This window comes from Sphingomonas phyllosphaerae, from assembly GCF_036946485.1.
Lineage (GTDB): Bacteria > Pseudomonadota > Alphaproteobacteria > Sphingomonadales > Sphingomonadaceae > Sphingomonas > Sphingomonas phyllosphaerae_E.
The window spans coordinates 22,665-44,854 of the sequence record NZ_JAQIJA010000003.1 but is presented as its reverse complement, the minus strand read 5'-3'; the positions used below and the strand labels follow the sequence as shown (position 1 = coordinate 44,854).

Below are 22,190 nucleotides of genomic sequence, written 5' to 3'. Positions count from 1 at the left end.
CTCGCTCAGCGCGCCCGTGCGTCCGCCTCTTCCTGCTCGACGATCGCGTCCAGCAACTGTCGCGCCGCTTCTTCCCAAGTAAACATTGACGCACGCTCACTGGCCCTTGCTGCCAGATGTGCGCGCAAGGTCCGGTCCTCTACAATCCGGCGCAGCCCGTTAGACCAGGCCGCACGGTCGCTAGGATCAGCGTAAAGTGCGGCATCACCGCATACCTCAGGCACCGCCCCGCCTGTGGTGGCAATCACCGGGCATCCCATGCGCATCGCTTCCAGCGGTGTAAGGCCAAATCCTTCCGACAGCGACGGGCAGGCAAAGGCATGCGCCCCACCATATAGCGCTTTCAGTTCGGCATCGCTGACCCTGCCGAGGAAGTGGATGTTTGCCGTCTCTCGCAGACCCGCATCTCGGAAGACGCGCGGATTGCCGCCGCCTGCGATCACCAAATCTGTCTCTGACAGCTCAGCACGAATGAAGGCATCGATAAGCATCTTCAGATTCTTATGTGGGGCCAATGATCCAATCGTAAGAAGGTATGGTCGTGCTAACAGGCTTTTTCTTTCTAGCACAGACTTATCCGGAATTACCGCATCGAGATGATCGATACCGGAGCGGAGTACACGTAATTTTCTCCGTGGGATCACGTAAAAATTCTCAAGCTGAGTTCTTGAGAAGTTGGAAACGGTAAACACAACAGCTGCCCGACGGCTGGCGACCGTCAACATCAAGCGATACCACCATCGGAAAGCGCGCGAGTAGGATTCAGGATGGAGAATGAATTGTGCATCGTGGATTATCAGAACCTGACGCCGACGAAGCGCCGGTCCAGTGTTGCAGAGATTGAGTAGCCAAGCATCGGGCTTCGCTCGTACCAGTTCAGTCTGCTCCCAGACATGGCCGTGGAACCGCCCAACAGCATGGACGGTCGGTGACTGATCGCCTAACTGCCCGATGTTTTCAGCAACCGGCGTCCCTGTCGGAACTACCGCCTCCAAATCCGACTCTCCGCGCTGCGCCAGCAATCCCCGCAGGCTCCGGCTCAACTCGATCGCCAGACGCTCCACCCCGGTGACGGGCCGGTTGAAGAAGCGGGCGTTGAGAACCAGCCTCATGACGCCGGCGCTGACAGCGCCTGCCGCTGCTGTCGTACCCGGACATAGCTGAGCGCGGCCATGAACCAAGGCGGTAGATAAGCATATTCGGAAACGGTCAGCATTTCCATGAAGTAGACGGCCAGTAAGGTCGCCACCAGTGCGTGCCGGTCCACGCCGGCGCGCAGTAGCAGACAAGGCGCCAGCAACGCCGCGGAATAAAGCAGAAAGCCGACAACCCCGATATTGGCCAGCAGGTTTGACAGCATATCGGTAGCGCGCACGCTGCCAAAACCTAGGCCGAACAATGCACGGATCGGGTTGCCGTCGAACGGCACGGCGATATGGGAAAAGAAGGATTTCAGGCGAATGTTACCCGACAACGTGTCCAGCTTGTCGATCAGCAATGTATTAATGGCCTGCTGCACCGGCGCGGCCGTGGCATAAAGCAGGACCACTGCGATCACCGCCGCTGCGACATAGACGAACGCCTCCGGTCGTCGGCGGATCTCAGCGTACGATATGCCCACCAGCAAACCGATCACCGCCGTTGTCGATGTCGACAATATCAGGGACAGCGTCAGAACGGCAAACATGATCCACCAGCGCCGCCCAAAGGCATATACCGCAAACGGCGTCACGGTCAGCGCGTACATGGACGGCTCGCCGACTAGGCTTTTCAGCCGCATGAAGGCAGGGCCGAACAGGTTCGACTGTTGCAGGTAGCTGCCCGTTGCGAACGCACCCTGGCCGGCTCCCGCCGCAGCCGTATTCAGATCACCAAAATTGCGGTTGGACAGGAAATCTCCGTTCGTGTGAAATATCGCGTAGAACACGAACTCATAAAAACCGTATGCTGCCAGTAGCATAATGCCGGCATATGCGTACTTTAGAAACGCTTCCTGATAATAAAGGTAGATTAGATAGGTAAAAACCGCCGCGGTTAATAGGTATATTCCCTGCGTGACATGCGTCTGCTTTAATTGTCCGACGATATATATTTCACGAATGACGGTCAGCCTGCTCATGTCAGGCATGTCAATCGAGTATCCGGACAGGCTACACGCCAGAAATACCGAGTATAGCAGCACGAAGCTGATGTAGAAAACCAGCAGGCGCAAGTATCGTGGATTGTCACGGACCAGGATCGCCGGAGCTGCCAGCACCAGCAAGAACGCCGGCGTACTTCCCTGTACCGGCATCAGCAGCACGCTCTGGATTGGTGCGACCAGCAGCAGCGCGCGGAAGAACAGGCCGTTGATCAGCCCGTCGGACACCCAGTCGTAAATTGAGGATCGGCGCACCGGAACAGTCTTGGTACGGTACGCGCCTGCCAAATGGGCCACCATCTCAGTGCGCCTCGGGGGCGGTGCCTAGCGGGCGCAGGGCAACGTGATTGATCGTCATCTGGTGCGCGACTGTGGAGGATTGCAGGTCGCCGGCGATCTGCAACGTCGGAAACGCGCAAGGGACCGGCGCCATCGTGCGCAGGCGCGTCGGGTCCACACCCATCGCGGCAAAGGGTATCGTCGCGTTCCCGCAGGCTAGACGGAAGGAAAAGGCCGGCAATTCCGCTCGTTTTTCGGCAGGCACCTCAAGATCCAGTGCGTAGCGACCTGGCATGGCGGAGGTGCGCTGCTGCGCGAACATCGGCACGCCGCGCCCACTCCAGTCGATCGTTAGCGCCGCCTGCGCGCCGTTGCGGGTCACGTCGGCGCTGAAACCCTCGCCGGTCATCAACTGCCACTGGAACAATACGGGTTCTTCCCCCGCCTCGAAGCTGCGGCCTGCCCGATCGAAATGCCCGTCGTCCAGTGGGCGCGTCACCCCCGGTTGCACCCGCTGCCACAGTGCAAAGGCCTGAGCCGTGAGGCCGGCACGATCGAAAGAGTTGATGCTGGGCACCACCTCGCCCTTGGCGAGCGCTCCGTGCCGCTCCAAGGCGTTCAACAGCGCGACACGCGATAAAAGCTGCTCGCGCGTGGCGAGATGGCCGACCGTCCCCAGATATTGTTCGCGCCATTTGGGCCGGCCCGCCAGCCGCTGCACAAGCATCGGCCGCGAACGTGCATCGCCCTCCAGCAGCGACACGATAGGGATAATCTGGTCGCTTAGCTGACGTCGGCGCAACAGCGCGTCGGTGATGTCCAAGATGCCCAGAAGATCATCACGGAGTGCTACGGCATAGAGTCGGTTCTGCAAGGACAAGGTGTCGCGCCAGCCAAGCCGCGATAGCGCCTCCAGCCAGGCCGGCGTCCGCGTGTCGCCATGCAGGCGCGCGTCCCGGGCCATGGCGACGTTGACGACCCTCTGGTCCAGAGGTGCCGCGGCGATCGCGGCGCGCACCGTTTCATCGCTCAGCCGGTCAAGCTGCACGGCGGGTTGCGCCTTCAGGTTCGACAGCAGCGCACCCGGACGGGCGCCACGCACCGCAACAAGCGCGGTTTCCGCACGCACGACATAGGCCGTCACCGCCAGCAGCACCGCGCCCGTCAGTCCCGCGGCCATCACGCGCCGCAGAACGGGCGGCTTACTTGCTGTGGTCGGCATAATCGTAGCTGTAGCCATATTCCGTGCCGTAGCCATAGCCGAACCGGCCCGGATCGAACTTCACCAGAATCGCGCCGACGATCGTGCCGCCACCCTGGGCCAGGCGGGACAGGGATGCCTGCACCTGGCGCACCGGGTTACGTCCGGATTCGATGACATAGACTGTGGCCTCCACCTCGCTCGACAGGATCACCGCATCGGCAAGGCCCAACACCGGTGCGGAATCGACCAGCACCGCGTCATAGGTTTCGCGTAGGTCGCGCAGCAGCGACACCATCTGCGGGCTGTTGACGAGCTCTGTCGGGTTGGGCGGAATGTCACCAGCGACCACAAAGTCGATCCGGCCATCCGCACTGCTGCGGATCGCCTGTTCCCTTCCGATCTGGCCGGACAACAGGTTGCTGAGCCCTTGGCGGTTGGACTCTCCGAAAAGGCGATGGACGTTGGGACGGCGAAGGTCGGCGTCGATGACGATGACGCGTCGGCCAAGCCGCGACAGGCTGAGCGCAAGCGCCCGGCAGGCGGTGGACTTGCCCTCGCCCTGCTGTGTGCTGGTGAACATCATCGTCGCCGGCACACCGTTGGGTGACAGCAGGGACAGACTTGTCCGCACTGAGCTGTAGGCATCGCTTTGGAACGACTTGGGATCTTCCAGATCCTCATCCGGCGTATCGGACGAAGGCACCACGCCCAGGACCGCCAGTCCCGTGCCGGAGCGCACTTCATCCGGTGTCCGGATCGCGCTGAACAGCTGCTCGCGCAGGAAGACGAACAGAGCCGACAGCAGCATGCCCAAGATCAGCGCGAGCGCCAGGTTGAGTGAGAGCTTGGGCCAAGAGGAGCGATCAGGAACGTTGGCGCGATCGACGACCGACAGGTTGTTGGTCTGGATGCCGGACTCGGCATTCAGCGAGTTGAAGCGGCGCAGCAGGGCTTCGTATTGCTGCCTGTTGGTGTCCGCCTCGCGGCGCAGGATTGACAGCTCGATGCCTTGGTTCTGCTCGGACAGCGTGCTGTTCTTCAGCTTGTCGATCTCTCCGGACAGCTGCCGTTCGCGCGCCTGGGCGATCTGAGAGGCGTTGCGGATGCCGTTGCGGATGTTGCCGGCCAGCGCACCGATCTGCCGGTCGAGCTCGCGCAGTTGCGCCTTGGCCGCGGCGACCGTGGGATAATCCTCCTGCCGCGTGATCAGCTGCTGCTGATATTGACTTTGGATGTCCGCCCGCTTTTCGAGAAGGAGCTGTACCGCGTTATTGGTCAGCACGTCCGGCGTGCTCAGTGGCGGCAGCCTTGCGATCTGGTCCCACTTCTGCTGCGCCTCGATACGCTCGGAAATGGCGGTGGAATACGCTTGGTTGAGCTGCACCAGCTGCGCCGTGATGAGCGACTGCGGGCGCGCGGAACTGTCGGACGAGCCGCCGCTGCCCGCCGCGTTGCCGGCATCCACGATGCGCGTGCGGCGGCCATAATCCACCACCGCCTGCTCCGACTTGGCAAGTCGTGCCTGCGCCTCGTCGAGCTGACCGCGCAGGAAGTCGAGCGCGTAGACCGAAGCGCCCGCCTTTCGCGACAGGTTGCTGCGGATGTAGGCGTCGGCAAAGGCGTTGGCGATACGCGCCGATAGCCGCGGATCGGGGCTGGTGAAGGAGATGGTCGCGATGCGCGTGGTGCCCGTGTAGCGCACCGACATACCGCCTCGCAGCAGCTTCAGCACGCGGTCGCGGTGCGCCTCGCGCGGGGTCATGCCCGCCGGTACCGCCGCATCCTCGTCGTTCAGGCCCATTGCCTTGAGAAAGCCGTCCCCGTTGAACAACCCCTCACGCTCGGCAACCGCCTCGGCCACGCCGCGGCTGCGCACGATGTCGAGCTGGGTCTGCAGGAAGCGTTCGGCATCGGTACTGGCCGATTGCTCCTGGTCGGCCTCCGTGCCCAGCACTTTGGCCGCTTCCTGGCGCACCTCAACAGAGGCAACCGCCTGGTACAGGCGCGTGGTGAGTAGCGCGGCGACGATTGACAGGGCTATGCACGCGGCAAAGATGCCGATGATCCAGAACCGCGAGCGATAGGCCGAGGCCCAAATCTCGCGCAGCGCATGGGTCGATCCGGTGGACGGCTCGCGTCCGTCCGGGACAAGCCCCGGAAGGTTGGTGGTGGAAGCCGGCAAGGCGGCCTCGCCATTGAATGGAAACTGCATATTGTCCGGCCGCCTTACTGATTAAGCGCGATAAAGAGGCCGGCAATCCCCGGCAGGGCGGCCAGCGTCAGCCTGAGCAGGGAGCCGAAGGAGGAATAGCCGACCACGATTACGTCCGTCTGCTGGATCTGCGGATCGGGTGATCGCCCGGCGCGGATGTCGTCCAGGTCGAACCGGGCGATGTAGCGCTTGCCCTCTACTTCACGAATCACGACGATCTCATTGCTTTTGGCGTTATCAGTAAGCCCTTCGCCAAGCGCGATCGCCTGCAGCAGCGAGAGCCGCGCGCCAGGGATTTGGTAGACGCCGGGCTTGCGCACCTCACCGTCCAGCGTCACTGTGAAATTGGCCGCGCGATCCAGCGAAACCGACACACTGGCATTACGCAGATAGCGCGCGTTGAGTCGGTTGGTGAGCTGACGCGCCACATCAGCGGTGGACAAGCCGGCAACAGACAATTCGCCAAGCAGCGGATAGGAAATCTTGCCGCTGAGAGATATCGGCAGGCTCTCGAACGAGAGTTCGGGCTCGCGGAACACCTTGATGGACAAGGTATCCAGCGGTCCCAAGCGATAATCTTGTGCGGCCACCGGCGTGATGATCCCGCCGCGCTCGGCCGGGGGCAACCCGCCACCCATCGGGATGCTGGGCTTACCTCCACAGCCCGAAAGCATGCCGACGATCGCCAAGACCGGTGCGAATTTCAGACGCAACGCTTTACCCTTGTACAATGAGGAGGGGGAATGATGTCTTGCCGACATTCTGAATCCCCGCGTCTGTTAGCAGCAGCGTCCATTGTCCATCAAGCTGCTTCGATTTGCGGGCCTCCTGCCGCGTCGCCGCGGCCGGCGGCCGCACCGCGATAGACTGCCGCCAGTGCAAGCGCGAAGAAGATCCAGGCTGCTGGCCGGCGCAGCGGATAGTCGACCAAACTATGCAGTGCGTACAGAAGGATGATGAACAGCCCCGCCAGCAACGCATGCCGCTCCTGCGCACGCCGCGAAAGGCGGTGCAGCGCAGCAATACCCGGCAAGAGCGACAGCACCAGCAGCGTCAGCAGCACCATTGCCGGTACACCGCCTTCGATCAGCAACTGGAGGTAATCGTTATGCGCGGCATTGACCACCGTAGGCTTCACCCAGGCCAGCTGTTCCTGCGTGATGAACAGGGTTCGGAACGATCCGAACCCACTGCCAAGCCAACCATATCGCTCAGCCAGCGGCCACGACCATTCAAGAAAGCGCCAGCGCAAATCGTCGCTGACATCATCGACGCGACCGGCCACGACTTCGAACGCCGACGAGGACATGACGGCGAGAACCAGTGCTGCGACAACCGCAACCGCCGCGATGCGCCAGCGCAAGGCGACGCCCCGCGCCAAGTCCAGCAGCACGATCACTGCCGCCAGTGCGCCAAGTCCCAGCCCGGCGCGACTGTTGGTGACCACGATCGCCACCAGCGCGAACACCGTATAACCCGTCCCCATTAAGCGGCGCCTTATTTGCATCGCCGCCGGCTGACCTCGTGCCCCAAACTGCCGGCTCACCACTAAGCCGAACAACAGGATCGAACAGGCAAGCACCAGCGCCATATGGTTCTTGTTAGCAAAAAAGCCGAGCAGCGTGGCACCCATGTTATCAACTTGAAGCTGCGGAAACTGCCCGTCGCTGACGACTTGGAGAAGTCCGATCAGAATGCCGAGCAGAACAAGGCCGAGTGCGACAAGGAACAAGCGATGAAAATCGTCGCTGGAAAGTTGCATCAACCAGCCGGTAAACGCGACAAAGCCGATCGCCATAAGCGCGCATAAGGCGGTGCCCGTCGGCTCCAGCGTCAACGGTTGCCAGCTATCCGCTGAGCCCGCCAGATCGAGTGTGAGGCGTCGTAGTTCTTGACCTGGCAGCGCCTGCCACAAGGGGAACGGCAGCGGGACCAGTTGCAACAGCGGCCAGACGGCAATACCGGCTAGTGCGATGCGTCCGGCAAGCGGCGCCCTGGAAAAGGCGGCAAAGCCGTCCTGCCAGGCAAAGGTGACCGCCAGTACGATCGTCGCCAGAACTATCGTCATGTTGCCTGGCGTCCAGGCCACCTGCCCCCCGCCAAACAGGCTGACGACGACGAGATAGGCAGCGGCCAGTAGGAACTCGCCCTTACCGGCTGCCCAAGAGCGCCCCCGCGATCCGCGATCACGTTTCTTTCTGTGCCGTTGAGACGTTTGCGAACGACTGCCTTGCATGTTTACTCAACAAAGAATGTGCGCCGCGACGCTCGGTAGAGGCAGGCCATAGTCGTACTTTGCACGCAGGCCAACGCTTTCGCGCCGGATCGGCTGGAACGCGACCCTGTCAGGGGCGTAGAAGTGGCCGGAACCGCCACGGAGTTGCCGCCATCAACGACCCCTATTCCGCATCGCGCCGGGCCATGCTGGGAGCATTGGCCACCATGCCGCTGACCGGCAGTTCGGATGCAGCCGCCCGTACATCGGCAGGCCAAAGCAACACACCATCCGCGGGAGTGACGGTAACGCCTGAACAATTCGGCGCGGTTGGCGATGGCGTGGTAGACGACGCACCCGCCCTGCAGCGGGCGATGGACGCGCTGGCCGCCCGGCCACAGGGCGGCACGCTGCTGCTGCAAGCCAGAACAGCGTACCGCTGCAACTCGGGCCTGTCTCTCGACACTTCGTACGTCTCGCTCACCGGCACCGCCTTGCTGGATTTCAGCGGCTGGCAGGGCCGGTACCTGCGGGTCACCGCCAGTTCCTTGGGCGTGCCGGGCCGGCAGCCGGACAATAATTACGGTCGCAAGGGCATGATCTCAGGCGCAATACGGATAAAGGGCGCCGGACAGGACACCTCCAGCATCGGCGTGGACTTCGACTCTCCGAACATCGCCACCTCGGCCCAGATGCTGGTTGAAAACCTTTCGGTTTTCGGCTGCGGCATCGGTGTGCGGTTCGGTAGTCATGCCTATAACAACCTGTTCTTGCGTTGCGAGGTGTTCAACTGCGGCATCTGCGTCGATTATCCGACAGCCGACGACAATGGCGAGCGCAATACGCTGATCGGCTGCACGCTTTACAATTCGCGTGTCGCCGTTCGCATGGCGAACAGCAGCGCGTCGCTGCAACTGCAAGGCTGCTCGCTCGACTATACGACCATCCTGTACGACGTGACGGCCGGATCGGTACTGGCTACCTCCTGCCATCACGAAAGCGGCCGGTGGGAGGACGGACCGATACGCTGCACCGGAGATGGTAGTTTTGTGCGGCTGGACGGCGGTTGGCTTCTCAACCAAGCAAAGACCTGGGGAGCGAACACCCTGGCGGATGTGGGCCAAGGGGCATCGGTGCATCTGCTCGACATGCTGGTGCACAATTTCCCTTCGGCAACCCGCGACCCTTCCCGCCCGCCTTGCTGGGCACGAGGACCGGGTGCGTTGCTGGTTCGCGGCACGCAAGGGTTTGACTTCGGGGACCTTCCCAATCGGCTGCAGGAAGGGCGCACCTTGCTGTCCGATCCCGATTTCCACGCGGCCGAATGGCAGGACACCATATGGCGCACCGACGACACGCTGTTGCCGATCGTTGATCGTTACGCGCAGACGGGCGCGAATCTCAAGCTCGCCAAGGGTCGGGTGGCTGGCGAACGTGGCCTGATCGCGGCCAAGGCATATGGCACGACCTCTGCGGCCGCGTTCGTGCTGATCGCCTTACCGGTGCGCGATGGCGACACGGTGCTGTCGGGCTTTCGAGTGCGTCGTGACCCCGCCCGGCCAGGCGCTGACGGCACATTGTTCGCGTCGCCGGGATGGGCACGGATCGATGGGCAGGACGCCTATCGAATGCCAGTGACCGTACGACTGGAAACGGTTGGTACGCTGACGGTCAAGGTGCCGACCGATCGGTTCGTCCTGGTTTCCCCTACCTCGTCCCGCACCCAGCGAACCGCGCCGCCTTGGGCGACGCATTTCTGCATGTTGGTAAACCTTGCCCAGGCGCATCAGGCAAGCTTCCTGTTCAACGGCCTGTGGGCGGACGTGATCTAGAGCGTTACCGGACCAGGTTGAACCACCGCCATCGCCCTGCGGGCGACCGCTGCGCGGCGGGGCGCTTTCGGTGTGATGCCGCGTTGCTCGTCGGTCACGATGCTTTTGCATCGCTCCCTCCTCACGCCTCGCACCACACCAAAATCTCCTCCGTGCCGATAATCCAACCTGGTCCGGTAACGCTCTAGCCGATCAATGGGCGCATGGCGGGATCAGCCATGACCGGTGGGGAGACCCGTCCGTCGACTTCCCGGTCGTACGAGGCCATCGCCGCATCGACGAAGCGGGTGATTTCGTCGCGGAAACGTTCGGTGGAGAAGCGCTGGGCATTGGCGCGGCATGCCTCCGGCGTGATCGCGTGCAGGCGTGCGTCGAGATGCTCGACCGCCGCGACGACTGCGTCTGCCGTCTGTTCGCCGAAGAATACGCCTGTCTGGCCTTCACCGTCGTGCCCGCGGATCGTTTCCAGCGCCCCCCCCTTGCCATAGGCGATCACCGGTGTGCCACAGGCCTGCGCTTCCAGGGGCGCGATGCCGAAATCCTCCTCGGCCGCAAACAGGAACGCCTTCGCGCGCTGGAGATGGGAGACGACCACCGCATCGGGCTGGCGGCCCATCAGCACGACGTTGGGGCCAGCCAGCCTGCGAGCGGCCTCCATGTCGGGGCCATCGCCGATCACGATCAGCTTGCGGTCCGGCATCGCGCGAAACGCCTCCACGATCAGCGGGATTCGCTTGTAGGGCACTAAGCGCGACATGGTAACGTAGAAGTCTTCGCGCGCATGCGACAGGGCGAAGCGATCGAGATTGACGGGCGGGTAGATTACCGTGGACGAACGGCCATACGCCTTGCGGATACGCCGTTCGATGAAGTGCGAAATGGCGACAAAATGATCTACACCGTTGGCGGTGCGCGTGTCCCACAACCGCAGATAATGCAGGATGGACCGGGCAAAGATGTTCTTCAGGCCGCGGGTGATGCCGGACTCGCGCAGATAGGTTTCCTGCAGATCCCAAGCATAGCGGATCGGGCTGAACGTATAGGCAATATGTACCTGGTCGGGCCCGGTGACGACACCCTTGGCGACCGCCGAGTTGGTACTGATGACCAGATCATAGCCGGTCACGTCGAGCTGCTCGATCGCGATCGGCATCAAGGGCAGGAACGAGCGGTAGCGCTTGCGCGCGCCGGGGAGCCGCTGGAGGAAGCTGGTGGTCACACGGTGCCCGTCGAGAAAACCCCTTTCTTCCTCGCTCAAGAACTCAACCAGCGTGAAGACATCAGCCTGCGGATAAAGATTCAGCAGCTGCTCGACGCAGGTTTCTCCGCCTGTTTTGGAGGCGAACCAATCATGAACAATGGCAACCTTCATTATGAAATCAGCCTTGTGTACAGGAAGGGCGGCCTCGGCACCTAAGCCGCCCGATCCGGTCTATAAGATATTTGCGGGCGTCCAACGCGACGCTCTGACGGTCAAACATGTCGGTTAGCGGTATCGGCGTCTTGCCCATGCGCGCGCTTAGCGTACCAATTAAATGGCTGACCGGCTGACGGATCGCATTCCCAATCGAAATCAGCGCAAAAGCAGCGGAACGGCCGCTCGGGCGGCCATCAATGGTGACGTTCTTTAATCCCTCCGGCGGGCCGAAATAGCCGACTTGGCAGAACAAGTCCGTCTTCCTTGCCTGAGCCGGAAGGCACCCAAGAATGCCCATGCGATCGTCATCGCCGGCCGCTCTGGCACAAGGCCTACACTGCCTTGCCCGCCCGGTCCATGCCCGTAATGAACGCTTGCTCTTGGCTGGGTTACTGGACTGTCTGCAACAATCCTCTATCAGCAGCCTGATATGCCTGTCGTTACCCTCAACACCGGTCGGTCGTTCGACGCGGATCCGAACGTCTCGATCCTGGATGCCGCGCGCAATGCCGGCGTCACGCTCGAATATAGCTGCCGCACCGGGCGCTGCGGGATCTGCAAGGCGCCGGCCATCGGCGACACCACGATCCTGCGCCCCGAGGCGGAGAGCCTGTCCCCCGAAGAGGTTGCACAGGGCCTGATCCTCACCTGTTGCCGTGCCGCAGCCGGGACTGTCGCGCTGGACGTGGAGCCGCTCGACCGGCTTGCCGGCATCGAGATCAAGACGATCCCGGCGCGCATCGTCTCGATCGACCGGCTGGCACCCGAGATCGTCAAGGTCGTGCTCAAAAACCCGCCCACCTCGCCCATGCGCTTTCTGCCCGGCCAGTATGTCGACGTCATCGCCGATGGCGTGCGCCGCAGTTATTCGCTGGCCAATGCGCCGCGTGCGGACAACCTGCTCGACCTGATCATCAAGCGCTATCCCGGCGGGCATCTTAGCGACTTCTGGTTCGAGCGCGCTAAGGTGAACGACCTCCTGCGCATCGAGGGACCGTTCGGCACCTTCTTTCTGCGCGAAGACGGTCCGGCCAACATCGTGTTCCTGGCGACCGGCACCGGCATCGCGCCGGTCAAGGCGCTGCTGGAGGAGTTGGCGACCGATCCGACGCGCGCCGCCCGGCACCGGCTCAGCGTGTTCTGGGGCAACCGGGAACGTGAGAACTTCTGCTGGGACCCCGGTCGATCTTGGGCTCGACGTCGGCTTCCATCACCTGCTATCGGGCCCTGATACAAATTGGGGTGGCATTCGGGGGTATGTGCAGGACGCAGCGGTGAAGAGTGGGATCGATCCCGCCGATACCGTGATCTATGCATGCGGCTCCACGGCGATGATCGCTTCGGCCCGGGAGAGCTTTCTGGCACTGGGCCTGCCGACCAAACGCTTCTTTTCCGACGCATTCGTCAGTTCGAACTGAGGTCACACACAATGAAGGCAGTTATTCTCGCCGGCGGTCTCGGCACGCGTTTCGCCGAGGAGACGAGCCTTCGTCCTAAGCCGATGATCGAGATCGGCGGCCGCCCGATCCTGTGGCACATCCTGAAGATCTACGCCGCGCACGGGGTGACCGATTTCATCATCTGCTGCGGTTACAAAGGCTATGTGATCAAGGAGTATTTCGCCAACTACTTCCTGCACATGTCCGACGTCACGTTCAACATGACCAAGAACGAAATGATCGTGCACAAGGAGCGTGCCGAGCCGTGGAATGTGACGCTGATTGACACTGGCGACCATAGCCTAACGGGCGGCCGCCTCAAGCGCGTGGCCGAGCATGTGAAGGACGAAGAGTTCTTCTTCTTCACCTATGGCGACGGCGTCGGCGATATCGACATCACCGCGTCGGCCGAATTCCACCGCGCGCACGGAAAGGACGCGACGCTCACCGCTACCTATCCGCCCGGCCGCTTCGGCGCGCTGCACATGGAAGACGGGCAGATCACCGACTTCACCGAAAAGCCCCAGGGCGACGGCGGCATGATCAACGGCGGCTTCTTCGTGCTCAGCCCCAAGGTGATCGACCGCATCGCCGGCGATGACACCACTTGGGAGCAGGAGCCGCTGCGCGGCTTGGCTGCCGACGGCCAGCTGATGGCCTATGAGCACCATGGTTTCTGGCAGCCCATGGACACGCTGCGCGACAAGCAACAGCTCAATGCGCTGTGGAATGCCGGCAAGGCGCCGTGGCGCGTCTGGTGAGCGCCCCCCTCTCTCATACTGCCTCCGGAACCGTTGATCCCGCCTTCTGGGCAGGCAAGCGCGTGTTCCTGACCGGGCATACCGGGTTCAAAGGTAGCTGGATGTCGCTGTGGCTACAGCGGATGGGTGCCGAAGTGACCGGCTTTGCGCTCGCCCCACCGACCGATCCGGCGCTGTTCGAGGTCGCGCGGGTGGCAGCCGGCATGACCTCGATCATTGGCGACATCCGCGATCGCGAGACGCTGGAACAGGCGCTAGTCGCAGCCGATCCCGAGATTGTCATTCACATGGCCGCCCAACCGCTGGTGCGCGCTTCCTATGACGATCCGGTCGGCACCTATGCCACCAACGTAATGGGGACCGTTCACCTGTTCGAGGCGGTGCGCAAAAGCCCTTCCGTGCGGGCGGCGTGCATTGTTACCACCGACAAATGTTATGAAAATCGCGAATGGGTGTGGGGCTATCGCGAGGACGAGCCGATGGGCGGCTATGACCCCTATTCCAACTCCAAGGGCTGTTCCGAGCTTGTCGTTTCCGCCTATCGCCGCTCGTTCTTCGGTGAAGGCAAGACAGCGGTCGCCTCGGGGCGCGCCGGCAACGTCATCGGCGGGGGCGACTGGGCGGTCGACCGGCTGATCCCGGACATCCTGCGCGCGGTCAGCGCCGGTGAGCCGGTCCTGATCCGCAACCCGCTCGCCATCCGCCCGTGGCAGCACGTGCTGGAGCCGGTCTCGGGCTATCTAGTGCTTTGCCAAGCCTTGTGGAACGACCCAGCGGCCGCGGCCGCGGCGTGGAATTTCGGACCGCGCGATGACGATGCCCGCCCCGTGCAGTGGATCGTCGAGAAGATGTGCGCGGCTTGGGGCAACGGCGCCGACTGGACGCGCGACCAGAGCGTCCAGCCGCATGAGGCGCACTATCTCAAGCTCGACATCTCCAAGGCCCGCGTCAGGCTCGGCTGGGGTCCGCGCTGGTCGCTGGCCAAAGCGCTGGAGAGCATCGTCAGCTGGCAGCGTGCCTGGCTGGCGGGTGCCGACATGCACGATCATTGCAACGCCGAGCTGGAGCGCTTCGCCCGCGCCCCGCTCACCCACGCCGTATAGGAATGGAACACATGACCGCTGACGACCTCCGCAAGCAGATTCGCGCCCTGGTCGGCCAATATGCCGCAGCCCAGTTCGCCCCCCGGCCGTTCGTGCCAGGCGAAAGCGTGATCCCGCCCGCGGGCAAGGTGATCGGTGCGCCCGAGATCGAATTGATGGTGGAGGCCTCGCTTGACGGCTGGCTGACCACGGGCCGCTTCAACACCGAGTTCGAGGCGGGCCTCGCCAAGCTGCTGGGCGCGCCCTACGTCCTCACCACCACCTCGGGCTCCTCGGCCAACCTGCTGGCGCTGTCGTGCCTCACCTCCCCCAAACTGGGCGATCGCCGGCTGAAGCCCGGAGACGAGGTGATCACCGTCGCGGCCGGCTTTCCGACCACGGTGAACCCGTCGATCCAGCATGGCCTGGTGCCGGTATTCGTTGACGTCGAGGTGCCGACCTACAATGTCGATGCCAGCCTGATCGAGGCAGCGATCACCGACAAGACGGGCGCGATCATGATCGCCCATACGCTGGGCAATACGTTCAACCTCGCTGAGGTGCGCCGTTTGTGCGACAAATACGACCTTTGGCTGGTCGAGGATTGCTGCGACGCACTCGGCGCTACCTATCTCGACGAGACAACCGGCCAGCACAAGAATGTCGGCCTGTGGGGCGATGTCGCGACCGTCAGCTTCTACCCCGCCCACCACATCACCATGGGCGAGGGCGGCGCCGTGTTCACCCAGTCGCTGGAGCTGCGCCCGATCATCGAAAGCATCCGCGACTGGGGCCGCGACTGCTATTGTGCGCCGGGTTGCGATAACACCTGCGGCAGCCGATTCGGCCAGCAGCATGGTTCGCTGCCGTTCGGCTATGATCATAAGTACGTGTATTCACATCTCGGTTACAACCTGAAGATCACCGACATGCAGGCCGCCTGCGGCTTGGCGCAGCTCGACCGCGCGGAAGGCTTCATTGCAGCGCGCCGGCGCAATTTCGACCTGCTTACCGAGCGGTTCCGCGGCAGCCTGGAAGAGATCTTCATCCTGCCCGAGGCCACGCCCAATTCGAACCCGTCCTGGTTTGGCTTTCCCCTGATGCTCCGCGACGGGGTGGACGCCAAGCGCGTGGACGTTACCCGTTTCCTCGATCAGAACAAGATCGGCACCCGCCTGCTGTTCGCCGGCAACCTGACACGCCAGCCCTATTTCGAGCACGTCAACTACCGCGTAGTTGGTGACCTCACCCAGACCGACCGGGTGATGAACAACACCTTCTGGCTAGGGCTTTTCCCAGCCTTGGGTCAGGAGCATTTCGACTATGTCGGCGACAAGCTCGAAGAGTTTTTTGGCTTAAATTTCTAAGGTTTTCCGCATTGATACCTTATTTATACAATCTGTTGCGGGAGTTCAGGCGGCACTGAGCCTCACTCTGCTGACGCTGCATGCGCGTTGGATAGGTCGGCTGCCATGAACGTCGGCCTGATCGCCTGTTTCCTGCTGGCGGCTGCCTGGGCGCTGCCCATGCGCCAACGGTCACATGCGCGCGCCGCGACCGTGAACGTCTGAAGGATCTGTCATGCGCATCTCGCTCTGTATTCCCACCTACAACAGGGCACCGCAGTTGTGGGAACTGCTGAACAGCGTCGTTCACCAGACCGGACATGCACTGGCCGTGGAGATCGTCATCAGCGACAACGCATCGACTGACGATACGACCGCTGTAATTAACGATTTCACTCAGGCAGGTCTGTCAATTATCTACAAACGACTGCCGGAGAATATCGGCTTTGATCGCAACATGCTGAAAGTCGTCACGTTGGCAAGCAGCGACTATTGCTGGCTTTTCGGCAGCGATGATATTTTGGAAGATGGCGCCTTTGCCCGCATCGAACAGCTCTTCGCTCATCACAAGGAGCCCACCGGCGTCAGTATAGGATCGAACGGCTACAGCACGGATCTTTCCAGTCGCATATACCTGAACGACCATATCTCGACTGACTTCCCGACTGAGACGATGCTGCACGGACGCGACAATATCGTTGCCGGGATTGGTCCTTGGGGAATGGGCTACATTTCTAGCATCATTATACGCAGACAAGCCTGGAATGCGGCGGTCGAGTCTTCACCTGTCGAGCAATATTTCAACGGGTATATTCAAATATATGTCCTCGCGCGCGCACTGGATGACCAATCAACCTGGATCTGCATTCCGGATCGGCTGGTCGGTTGGCGCAGCGGCAACGACGGTGCAGTGACCAGCAACGAGTTCGACCGCACCCGGATCGATCTGGTCGGGTTCGAGCAGGCCTTCGGCGACACGCTGGGTCGTGATAATCCAGTCTATTGGGAAACGATGCGGAAGGTCGCTACTTTCTATATCAAGATGCACTTCCTGAATGCCAAAATCAGCGGAGCAAGTCTTCGCTACTGGAAGCAGGCGATACCTATGTCCATCCGCTATTATTGGAAAATACCCGCCTTCTGGACAAACACATTCACTATCGCGATAATTCCACGTCATGCCATTCTATTGATGCGCTTTTTATATAGGTCGACGATAAAAGATGCGCATAAAAAGATAAGTTTCTGATTGCTCATCATGTATGATAATATGGAGTGGTGGAGTGGAAGATTACGATAGATATTCCGAATGGAAAGGTTGGGGTGAGAGTCAGTTCATGATCGTTAGTGATTACGAACGGGCTTATTACGGGGCGGAGTTCTCGGAAATCTCTGTAAAAAACGAAAGGGTTTTAGAGATAGGTTTCGGTAGTGGCGCTCTGTTGGCTTGGTTGCGAGATCAGGGCGCTGAACTGTATGGAACGGAGATTTCGTCGCAAGGTAAGCAGCTAGCTGCCCGTCGTGGCGTCACCATACTGGATACTGACCTGACACAAGCAGAGGCCCTGAAAGGTCAGTTTGGTGTGATAGCGGCGTTTGATGTATTCGAACACTTAACGCATCAGCAAATTCGCGACTTGCTTGACAAGGCCGCTATTCTACTGCGTCCAGGCGGACATTTGATTGCTCGCTTCCCGAATGGGGCAAGTCCGTTTGGCGGGATCGTTCAGCATAGCGACGTGACGCACGTCACTACCCTGACTAAGACGAAGATAGGGCAACTTATCGTAGGCAAGCCCTTCGTCATCCAGCGCGCCGGTGACACCGCGATCCCCCGGCATGGCCGCTTTCCTGCTCGCATCGCGAAACATGGCCGCGCCTTACTGCGCAGGCTAGTCGAGCGGGGCGTGAGCGCCCTCTACGGGCTGCACGATATGTCCTTCTACCACAATCTCACCATCGTGCTGCGCCGCGTGGACGACGTCGCCAATGACAGGTCAGTCCAGCCTTAAGCAGAGATCGACACCTACTCGTTCTTAGCCGGGCCGCCAAGCAACCAATGTACAAGGATGCAAAGACAGCGTGCGGAAAAGATTGCTCCTGGATGCTACGAAGACTTTCGAATGCCGGTTCACCACCGGCATTCAGCGGGTTGTGCGAGAACTGATACGGCGCAGCGTTCTCATCGGCGTGCAGATGGGCATGGAAGTCGTGCCGGCCGTCGTCAGCAATGGCCGATACTACCGACTGGACACGCCGGGCATGGCCCGTCTGCTGGAAATTCCGACCACTGGAAACGGGGCAGTGGTTGCACAATCCGGCCTCGCGCAACGCGCAAAAAACCTGCTTCAGTCCAGTATGCCGCTATACGCCCTCATGCAGCGGCGGAGCATGCAACGGCGCATGACGGCGCTTACCGGAACGCTGGAGGCGTTGGAGATCGGCCCCGACGACATCGTCGTGAGCATCGACGAATTTGCCGGCGGCAGCCCCTCCATTAAGGCGATCGGACAGGCAAAACGTCATGGCGCCGCGACGATCGCCATCATCTACGATCTGATCCCCATTCTTCATCGGGACCTTGTACCCCGCCGCATCACCTATCTTTTCAGACACGGCTTCGAACGACTGGTGCCCTTGGTCGACGGACTGATCGCGATTTCACGAAGCGGAGCCGACCTGATCCGCGAGCAGCCTGTGGTCCGCAGGGCCGGCACGGCGGTCTCCAGCTTCTATCTGGGGCAGGACCTGCATGTTGCTGGTGATCACCCGGTCCATACCACCATTCCCGGGGCCGCCTGGCAGGGAGGCCCGACCTTCGTGATGGTGGGTACGATCGAGCCGCGCAAACGCCATGCCGAGGTGCTGGCGGCGTTCAGCCGGTTGTGGGAAGAAGGGTGCGCCGCCAACCTGGTGATGATCGGCAAGATCGGTTGGGAGGTCGAGGCCTTGATCGATCAGGTCCGAAAACATCCGCAATATGGCAGTTCGCTTTTCCTGTGCCATCAAGTCAGCGACGGCGAGTTGCGCGGGGCGATGGCACGCGCTGATGCGGTGATCATGGCCTCCAAGGCGGAAGGATTCGGCCTGCCGATCGTGGAAGCACTGGCGTTCGGTGTTCCCGTACTGGCGACCGACATCCCGATCTTCCGCGAGATCGCCGGTGATGCGGGGTGCTACTTTCCGGCCGAGAACCCGGCGGAGTTCACCAACGTGGTGAAGCGTTTCATCGCCGATCCGCAGCCGTACCGTGACGCAGCCCGAGCCTTCCGCTGGATCGACTGGGATGGCTCGGCACGTGAATTCGCTGCAGCGATAAAGGAAATTCTGGAGCGTTCTGGCAAATCCTAGGACGGGTACCAGCCCGTTCGTCCGTCAATGCCAAAGGTTGCAAAAGCTCACATGTCTGGATGGCGTGGCGATACTCGCAGAAGCGCGCCCAAGTAGATCATGGGCCTTCAGCCTAAGTGCTTAATCGCATTCGAGGGCCGCTGCCGGGACAATATCTGTTGGCTGACGAGCCTGACCGTCTCTGCGGAATCGCTACTCGGCCGGTAACCGAGCGCTTCGGCGACGCGGTTGCGAGAAAAGTAATTTGATTTTCTGCCCGTTGCATCGATGCCCCCGCCAGCAACCTCGAACATCAGTCCGAACTGATCACGCAGCAATTCGAGCATTTGCTGCTTGGAGATCGGCGACAAGCTGTAGGCATCCACTGGCCCGTTATAGCCGGAAGGGGCAGCAAGGCAGGCATTCAACAGCGCGGCGAAATCCTCCACCCCGAGATAATCACGCCACATGTCATGCGCATCCACCTTCAGGACGCGGCCATCGCGAATGGCGGTAATCGCCTCCGTAACTAGGAAGCGATGCGCAAGGTCAGCTTGTGCACTCAGGTAGTTGAACACTCGGATGTCGATGATTGATCGCGCCGGTCGGGCGCGATGCACGGCCTCTGCATAGAATTTCGCGATCCCGTAAAAGGCGGTCGACGGCAGCGCATTGATCGGGAAGGTTGCCCGCGTGTCGCGATCAACCGGCTCGCTTACGCCCTCGGCGAACGCTGCGCCGCTGCTCAGGAAGATGTATCGGCAGTCCGGATGCGTCTCGAGATAGGCCAGCACGCGATCATCCCATTCCCGCGTGATCGTAAGAATGCTGGCGCCCATCTCGACAGCGCGCGCCGGATCACCCACGCCGACGAAATTAACGATTGCGTCCCAGGATCCTTCAGCGAAGCTCTTGAGCGGGTGGCAGGGAGGAACAGCCGTGATCTCACGATCGACCATGGCCAAGCGAATGCGATCCGGCGTCCGCGCGAATAAGGCGAACTCGTGGGATGTGCCCTGCGCTAGGCTGTGGGCGACGAAGTCCGCGGCCAGCATGCTGGTCGCGCCGAGGATCGCCAGTCGCATGGATCAGAGCTGAGCCGACTTTTCGTGCAGCCCGACGATCATCGCCTCGCGCATCGCCTCGCGCGAAAGCAGGGGTGAGAGATCCTCCAGCGGAGGGGAGACAAGCGTGCCGTCCGGTCGTGATACCAGCGACAGCTTGGGCAGGAACATCTGCTGCGGGTGCATGAACACCTCACAGATCACCGGTCCCGTGGCGGACTGTACCTGCGGGATAACCGTACCGAAATCCTCCCAAGTGCGGATCTGGAAGGCGGGAATGCCCCAACCCTTTGCTAGTGCGCTGAAATCGGGGCAACTCACACCGCTTTTTCTATCAACTGACACCTGGCGGCCCGCGAACAGATTGTTCTGCGTGTGCTTGATCATTAGATAGCCGTCATTGTTGAAGATAAACAGCTTTATAGGCAGTTCATGATGAACCACTGTCTGCAGTTCCTGCAGGTTCATCATAATGCCGCCATCGCAGTTGAGGCACATCACCTCGCCGCGGTTCCGCGCAAAGGACGCACCGATCGCGCCGGGCAGGCCATAGCCCATCTCGCCCAGCCCGGTGGAGGTCATCAGTCGCTGCCCTTCCTTGAAGCGCATGATCTGATGCCCGGATAGCAACGCCGTGCCCATGTCAGTGACGACCACCTGATCGGGCTTCATGTGATCGACCAGTCGATCGAGCACATGGTACGAGTTGATGAACGGAGCTTCGTCGTCATGCTCCGGTCCGATCCACGGATAGCTCCGCCGATACGCCTCGCAGCGTTCGATCCAAGAGGGGCTGGTTTGGGGATGTTCCGCCTGCAGCGCGGCATCGATCACATCAGCTACATCCGCCACGATCGGCAGGGTGACGCGCTCGCCCAGCTTGGCTGCTTCTGCCGGATCGACGTCCACCACAATGAGACGCGCGTCACGGGCGAATTCATCGAGAACGTAGCCGATTTGCGGCACGGCAAGCCGGGTGCCCAGCGCCACCACCAGATCGGCATTTTGCAGGACGAAGTTGGCGGCGCGCTGCCCGTAAACGCCGGCGCGCCCGAACACGAGCGGATGATCGGAATCGATTAGGTCGATCCCTGCCCAAGAGACCAGCGTGGGCATGCCCAGCGTTTCTACCAGTGCACGGACACGGTCGGCAGCACCTGCCAGGCGCACGCCGTTGCCCAGCCACAGCACCGGCCGCTTCGCCTTGCGGAGAAGGTCCAGCATTTTGGCGATGGCACCGTCCGGTATCCCGACCGTCTCGGCTTCCGGAGAAAAACGCTTCAGTTCGGCCCGATCGATCCGCACTGCCTGAACGTCCATCGGAATGTCGACCCAAACCGGCCCAGGCCGACCGGTCGCCGCGATATGGTAGGCCTTTTCCAGCTCAAACAGCACATCCGCAGGGCTGGTCACGCGCACGGCATGCTTGGTGACCTTCTCAACGGCGGCGCTGGAATCATATCCCTGGACACCCCACATGCGCAGTGGATTGTCCGCCCGCGCAAAGCGTGAATTTTCATTACCCGAGATGATCAGGCCAGGAATAGAATCCGCCCAGGCGCTGACCACACCGGTGAAGCCATTGGTCGATCCACCACCCGTCGTAAGTAACGCTGCCGTGATGCGATTGGACGTACGATAATAGGTCTGCATCGCCATGGTCGCGGCCTGCTCGTGATGGACGCAGACCATCTCGATCAGCTCCTCCCGCGATCCGATCGAGTCAAAGATGTGTGCGTTTCCTGCCCCGATGATCCCAAAGACATGACGCATGTCCTTAGCGATCAGGAATTCGGCAATGACATCGCTGATCTTGACCGTGTCCACTCTGTGCCTCGAAAAAAAGTAAAATGTCAGGCCGCTACCATT

The 22,190-nt window shown here is 61.4% G+C and carries 19 protein-coding genes; 9 read left to right on the top strand and 10 right to left on the bottom strand.

Translation table 11 applies throughout. From position 1 onward, the window contains the following. Positions 1 to 5: 5 nt before the first annotated feature. The 6 genes from PGN16_RS07510 to PGN16_RS07485 form a co-directional block, all read right to left on the bottom strand. Positions 6 to 1,112, bottom strand: coding sequence for a glycosyltransferase family 4 protein (locus tag PGN16_RS07510; RefSeq protein WP_335308798.1), 1,107 nt, complete (start codon positions 1,110 to 1,112; stop codon positions 6 to 8). Then, a complete protein-coding gene (locus PGN16_RS07505; RefSeq protein WP_335308797.1) occupies positions 1,109 to 2,440 on the bottom strand; it encodes a hypothetical protein in 1,332 nt (443 codons plus the stop codon). The genes PGN16_RS07510 and PGN16_RS07505 overlap by 4 nt, the downstream gene beginning before the upstream one ends. A gap of 1 nt (position 2,441) precedes the next feature. After that, a complete protein-coding gene (locus PGN16_RS07500; RefSeq protein ID WP_335308796.1) occupies positions 2,442 to 3,641 on the bottom strand; it encodes a hypothetical protein in 1,200 nt (399 codons plus the stop codon). Next, on the bottom strand, positions 3,622 to 5,835 hold the full coding sequence (locus tag PGN16_RS07495) for a GumC family protein (protein ID WP_335308795.1): 2,214 nt from the start codon (positions 5,833 to 5,835) through the stop codon (positions 3,622 to 3,624). Before PGN16_RS07495 ends, PGN16_RS07500 begins: the two co-directional genes overlap by 20 nt. A gap of 14 nt (positions 5,836 to 5,849) precedes the next feature. Continuing rightward, entirely contained in the window at positions 5,850 to 6,548 is a 699-nt protein-coding gene (locus PGN16_RS07490) for a polysaccharide biosynthesis/export family protein (RefSeq protein WP_335308794.1), read from the bottom strand. Positions 6,549 to 6,637: 89 nt separating this feature from the next. Beyond that, positions 6,638 to 7,903 carry an O-antigen ligase family protein gene (locus PGN16_RS07485; RefSeq protein WP_335308793.1) on the bottom strand — a complete coding sequence of 422 codons (1,266 nt, stop codon included), beginning with the start codon at positions 7,901 to 7,903 and terminating at the stop codon, positions 6,638 to 6,640. A 353-nt stretch (positions 7,904 to 8,256) separates the two neighbouring features. Between PGN16_RS07485 and PGN16_RS07480 the strand changes: the two genes are divergently transcribed. Next, complete coding sequence (locus tag PGN16_RS07480) at positions 8,257 to 9,882, top strand: hypothetical protein (RefSeq protein ID WP_335308792.1); 1,626 nt, start codon at positions 8,257 to 8,259, stop codon at positions 9,880 to 9,882. Positions 9,883 to 10,066: 184 nt separating this feature from the next. Here PGN16_RS07480 and PGN16_RS07475 read toward each other — a convergent pair whose 3' ends face one another. After that, a complete protein-coding gene (locus PGN16_RS07475; RefSeq protein ID WP_335308791.1) occupies positions 10,067 to 11,254 on the bottom strand; it encodes a glycosyltransferase family 4 protein in 1,188 nt (395 codons plus the stop codon). 7 nt (positions 11,255 to 11,261) lie between these two features. After that, positions 11,262 to 11,552, bottom strand: coding sequence for a hypothetical protein (locus tag PGN16_RS07470; protein WP_335308790.1), 291 nt, complete (start codon positions 11,550 to 11,552; stop codon positions 11,262 to 11,264). Between the two features lie 177 nt (positions 11,553 to 11,729). On the opposite strand from PGN16_RS07470, the gene PGN16_RS07465 reads away from it, so the two are divergent. From PGN16_RS07465 to PGN16_RS07430, 8 genes are all read left to right on the top strand, one after another. After that, entirely contained in the window at positions 11,730 to 12,530 is an 801-nt protein-coding gene (locus PGN16_RS07465) for an FAD-binding oxidoreductase (protein WP_335308789.1), read from the top strand. Then, positions 12,457 to 12,717, top strand: coding sequence for a hypothetical protein (locus tag PGN16_RS07460; protein ID WP_335308788.1), 261 nt, complete (start codon positions 12,457 to 12,459; stop codon positions 12,715 to 12,717). Before PGN16_RS07465 ends, PGN16_RS07460 begins: the two co-directional genes overlap by 74 nt. 11 nt (positions 12,718 to 12,728) lie before the next feature. Further along, positions 12,729 to 13,499: a glucose-1-phosphate cytidylyltransferase gene (gene rfbF / locus PGN16_RS07455; protein ID WP_335308787.1), complete on the top strand. Its 771-nt coding sequence runs from the start codon at positions 12,729 to 12,731 to the stop codon at positions 13,497 to 13,499. After that, a complete protein-coding gene (gene rfbG / locus PGN16_RS07450; RefSeq protein ID WP_335308786.1) occupies positions 13,496 to 14,602 on the top strand; it encodes a CDP-glucose 4,6-dehydratase in 1,107 nt (368 codons plus the stop codon). The genes rfbF and rfbG overlap by 4 nt, the downstream gene beginning before the upstream one ends. A gap of 11 nt (positions 14,603 to 14,613) precedes the next feature. Beyond that, the gene (gene rfbH, locus PGN16_RS07445) at positions 14,614 to 15,948 is read left to right on the top strand and encodes a lipopolysaccharide biosynthesis protein RfbH (protein WP_335308785.1); all 1,335 of its coding nucleotides are present in this window, start codon (positions 14,614 to 14,616) and stop codon (positions 15,946 to 15,948) included. A 214-nt stretch (positions 15,949 to 16,162) separates the two neighbouring features. Then, positions 16,163 to 17,176 (top strand): glycosyltransferase family 2 protein, encoded by a 1,014-nt coding sequence (locus PGN16_RS07440; RefSeq protein WP_335308784.1) that lies wholly within the window; start codon positions 16,163 to 16,165, stop codon positions 17,174 to 17,176. A gap of 34 nt (positions 17,177 to 17,210) precedes the next feature. Continuing rightward, complete coding sequence (locus PGN16_RS07435; protein WP_335308783.1) at positions 17,211 to 17,939, top strand: class I SAM-dependent methyltransferase; 729 nt, start codon at positions 17,211 to 17,213, stop codon at positions 17,937 to 17,939. A 142-nt stretch (positions 17,940 to 18,081) separates the two neighbouring features. Further along, positions 18,082 to 19,278: a glycosyltransferase family 4 protein gene (locus PGN16_RS07430; RefSeq protein ID WP_335308782.1), complete on the top strand. Its 1,197-nt coding sequence runs from the start codon at positions 18,082 to 18,084 to the stop codon at positions 19,276 to 19,278. A gap of 107 nt (positions 19,279 to 19,385) precedes the next feature. On the opposite strand, the gene PGN16_RS07425 is transcribed toward PGN16_RS07430, so the two are convergent. After that, a complete protein-coding gene (locus PGN16_RS07425) occupies positions 19,386 to 20,342 on the bottom strand; it encodes an NAD(P)-dependent oxidoreductase (protein ID WP_335308781.1) in 957 nt (318 codons plus the stop codon). A 3-nt stretch (positions 20,343 to 20,345) separates the two neighbouring features. Then, positions 20,346 to 22,148, bottom strand: coding sequence for a thiamine pyrophosphate-binding protein (locus PGN16_RS07420; protein WP_335308780.1), 1,803 nt, complete (start codon positions 22,146 to 22,148; stop codon positions 20,346 to 20,348). Positions 22,149 to 22,190: the final 42 nt, after the last annotated feature.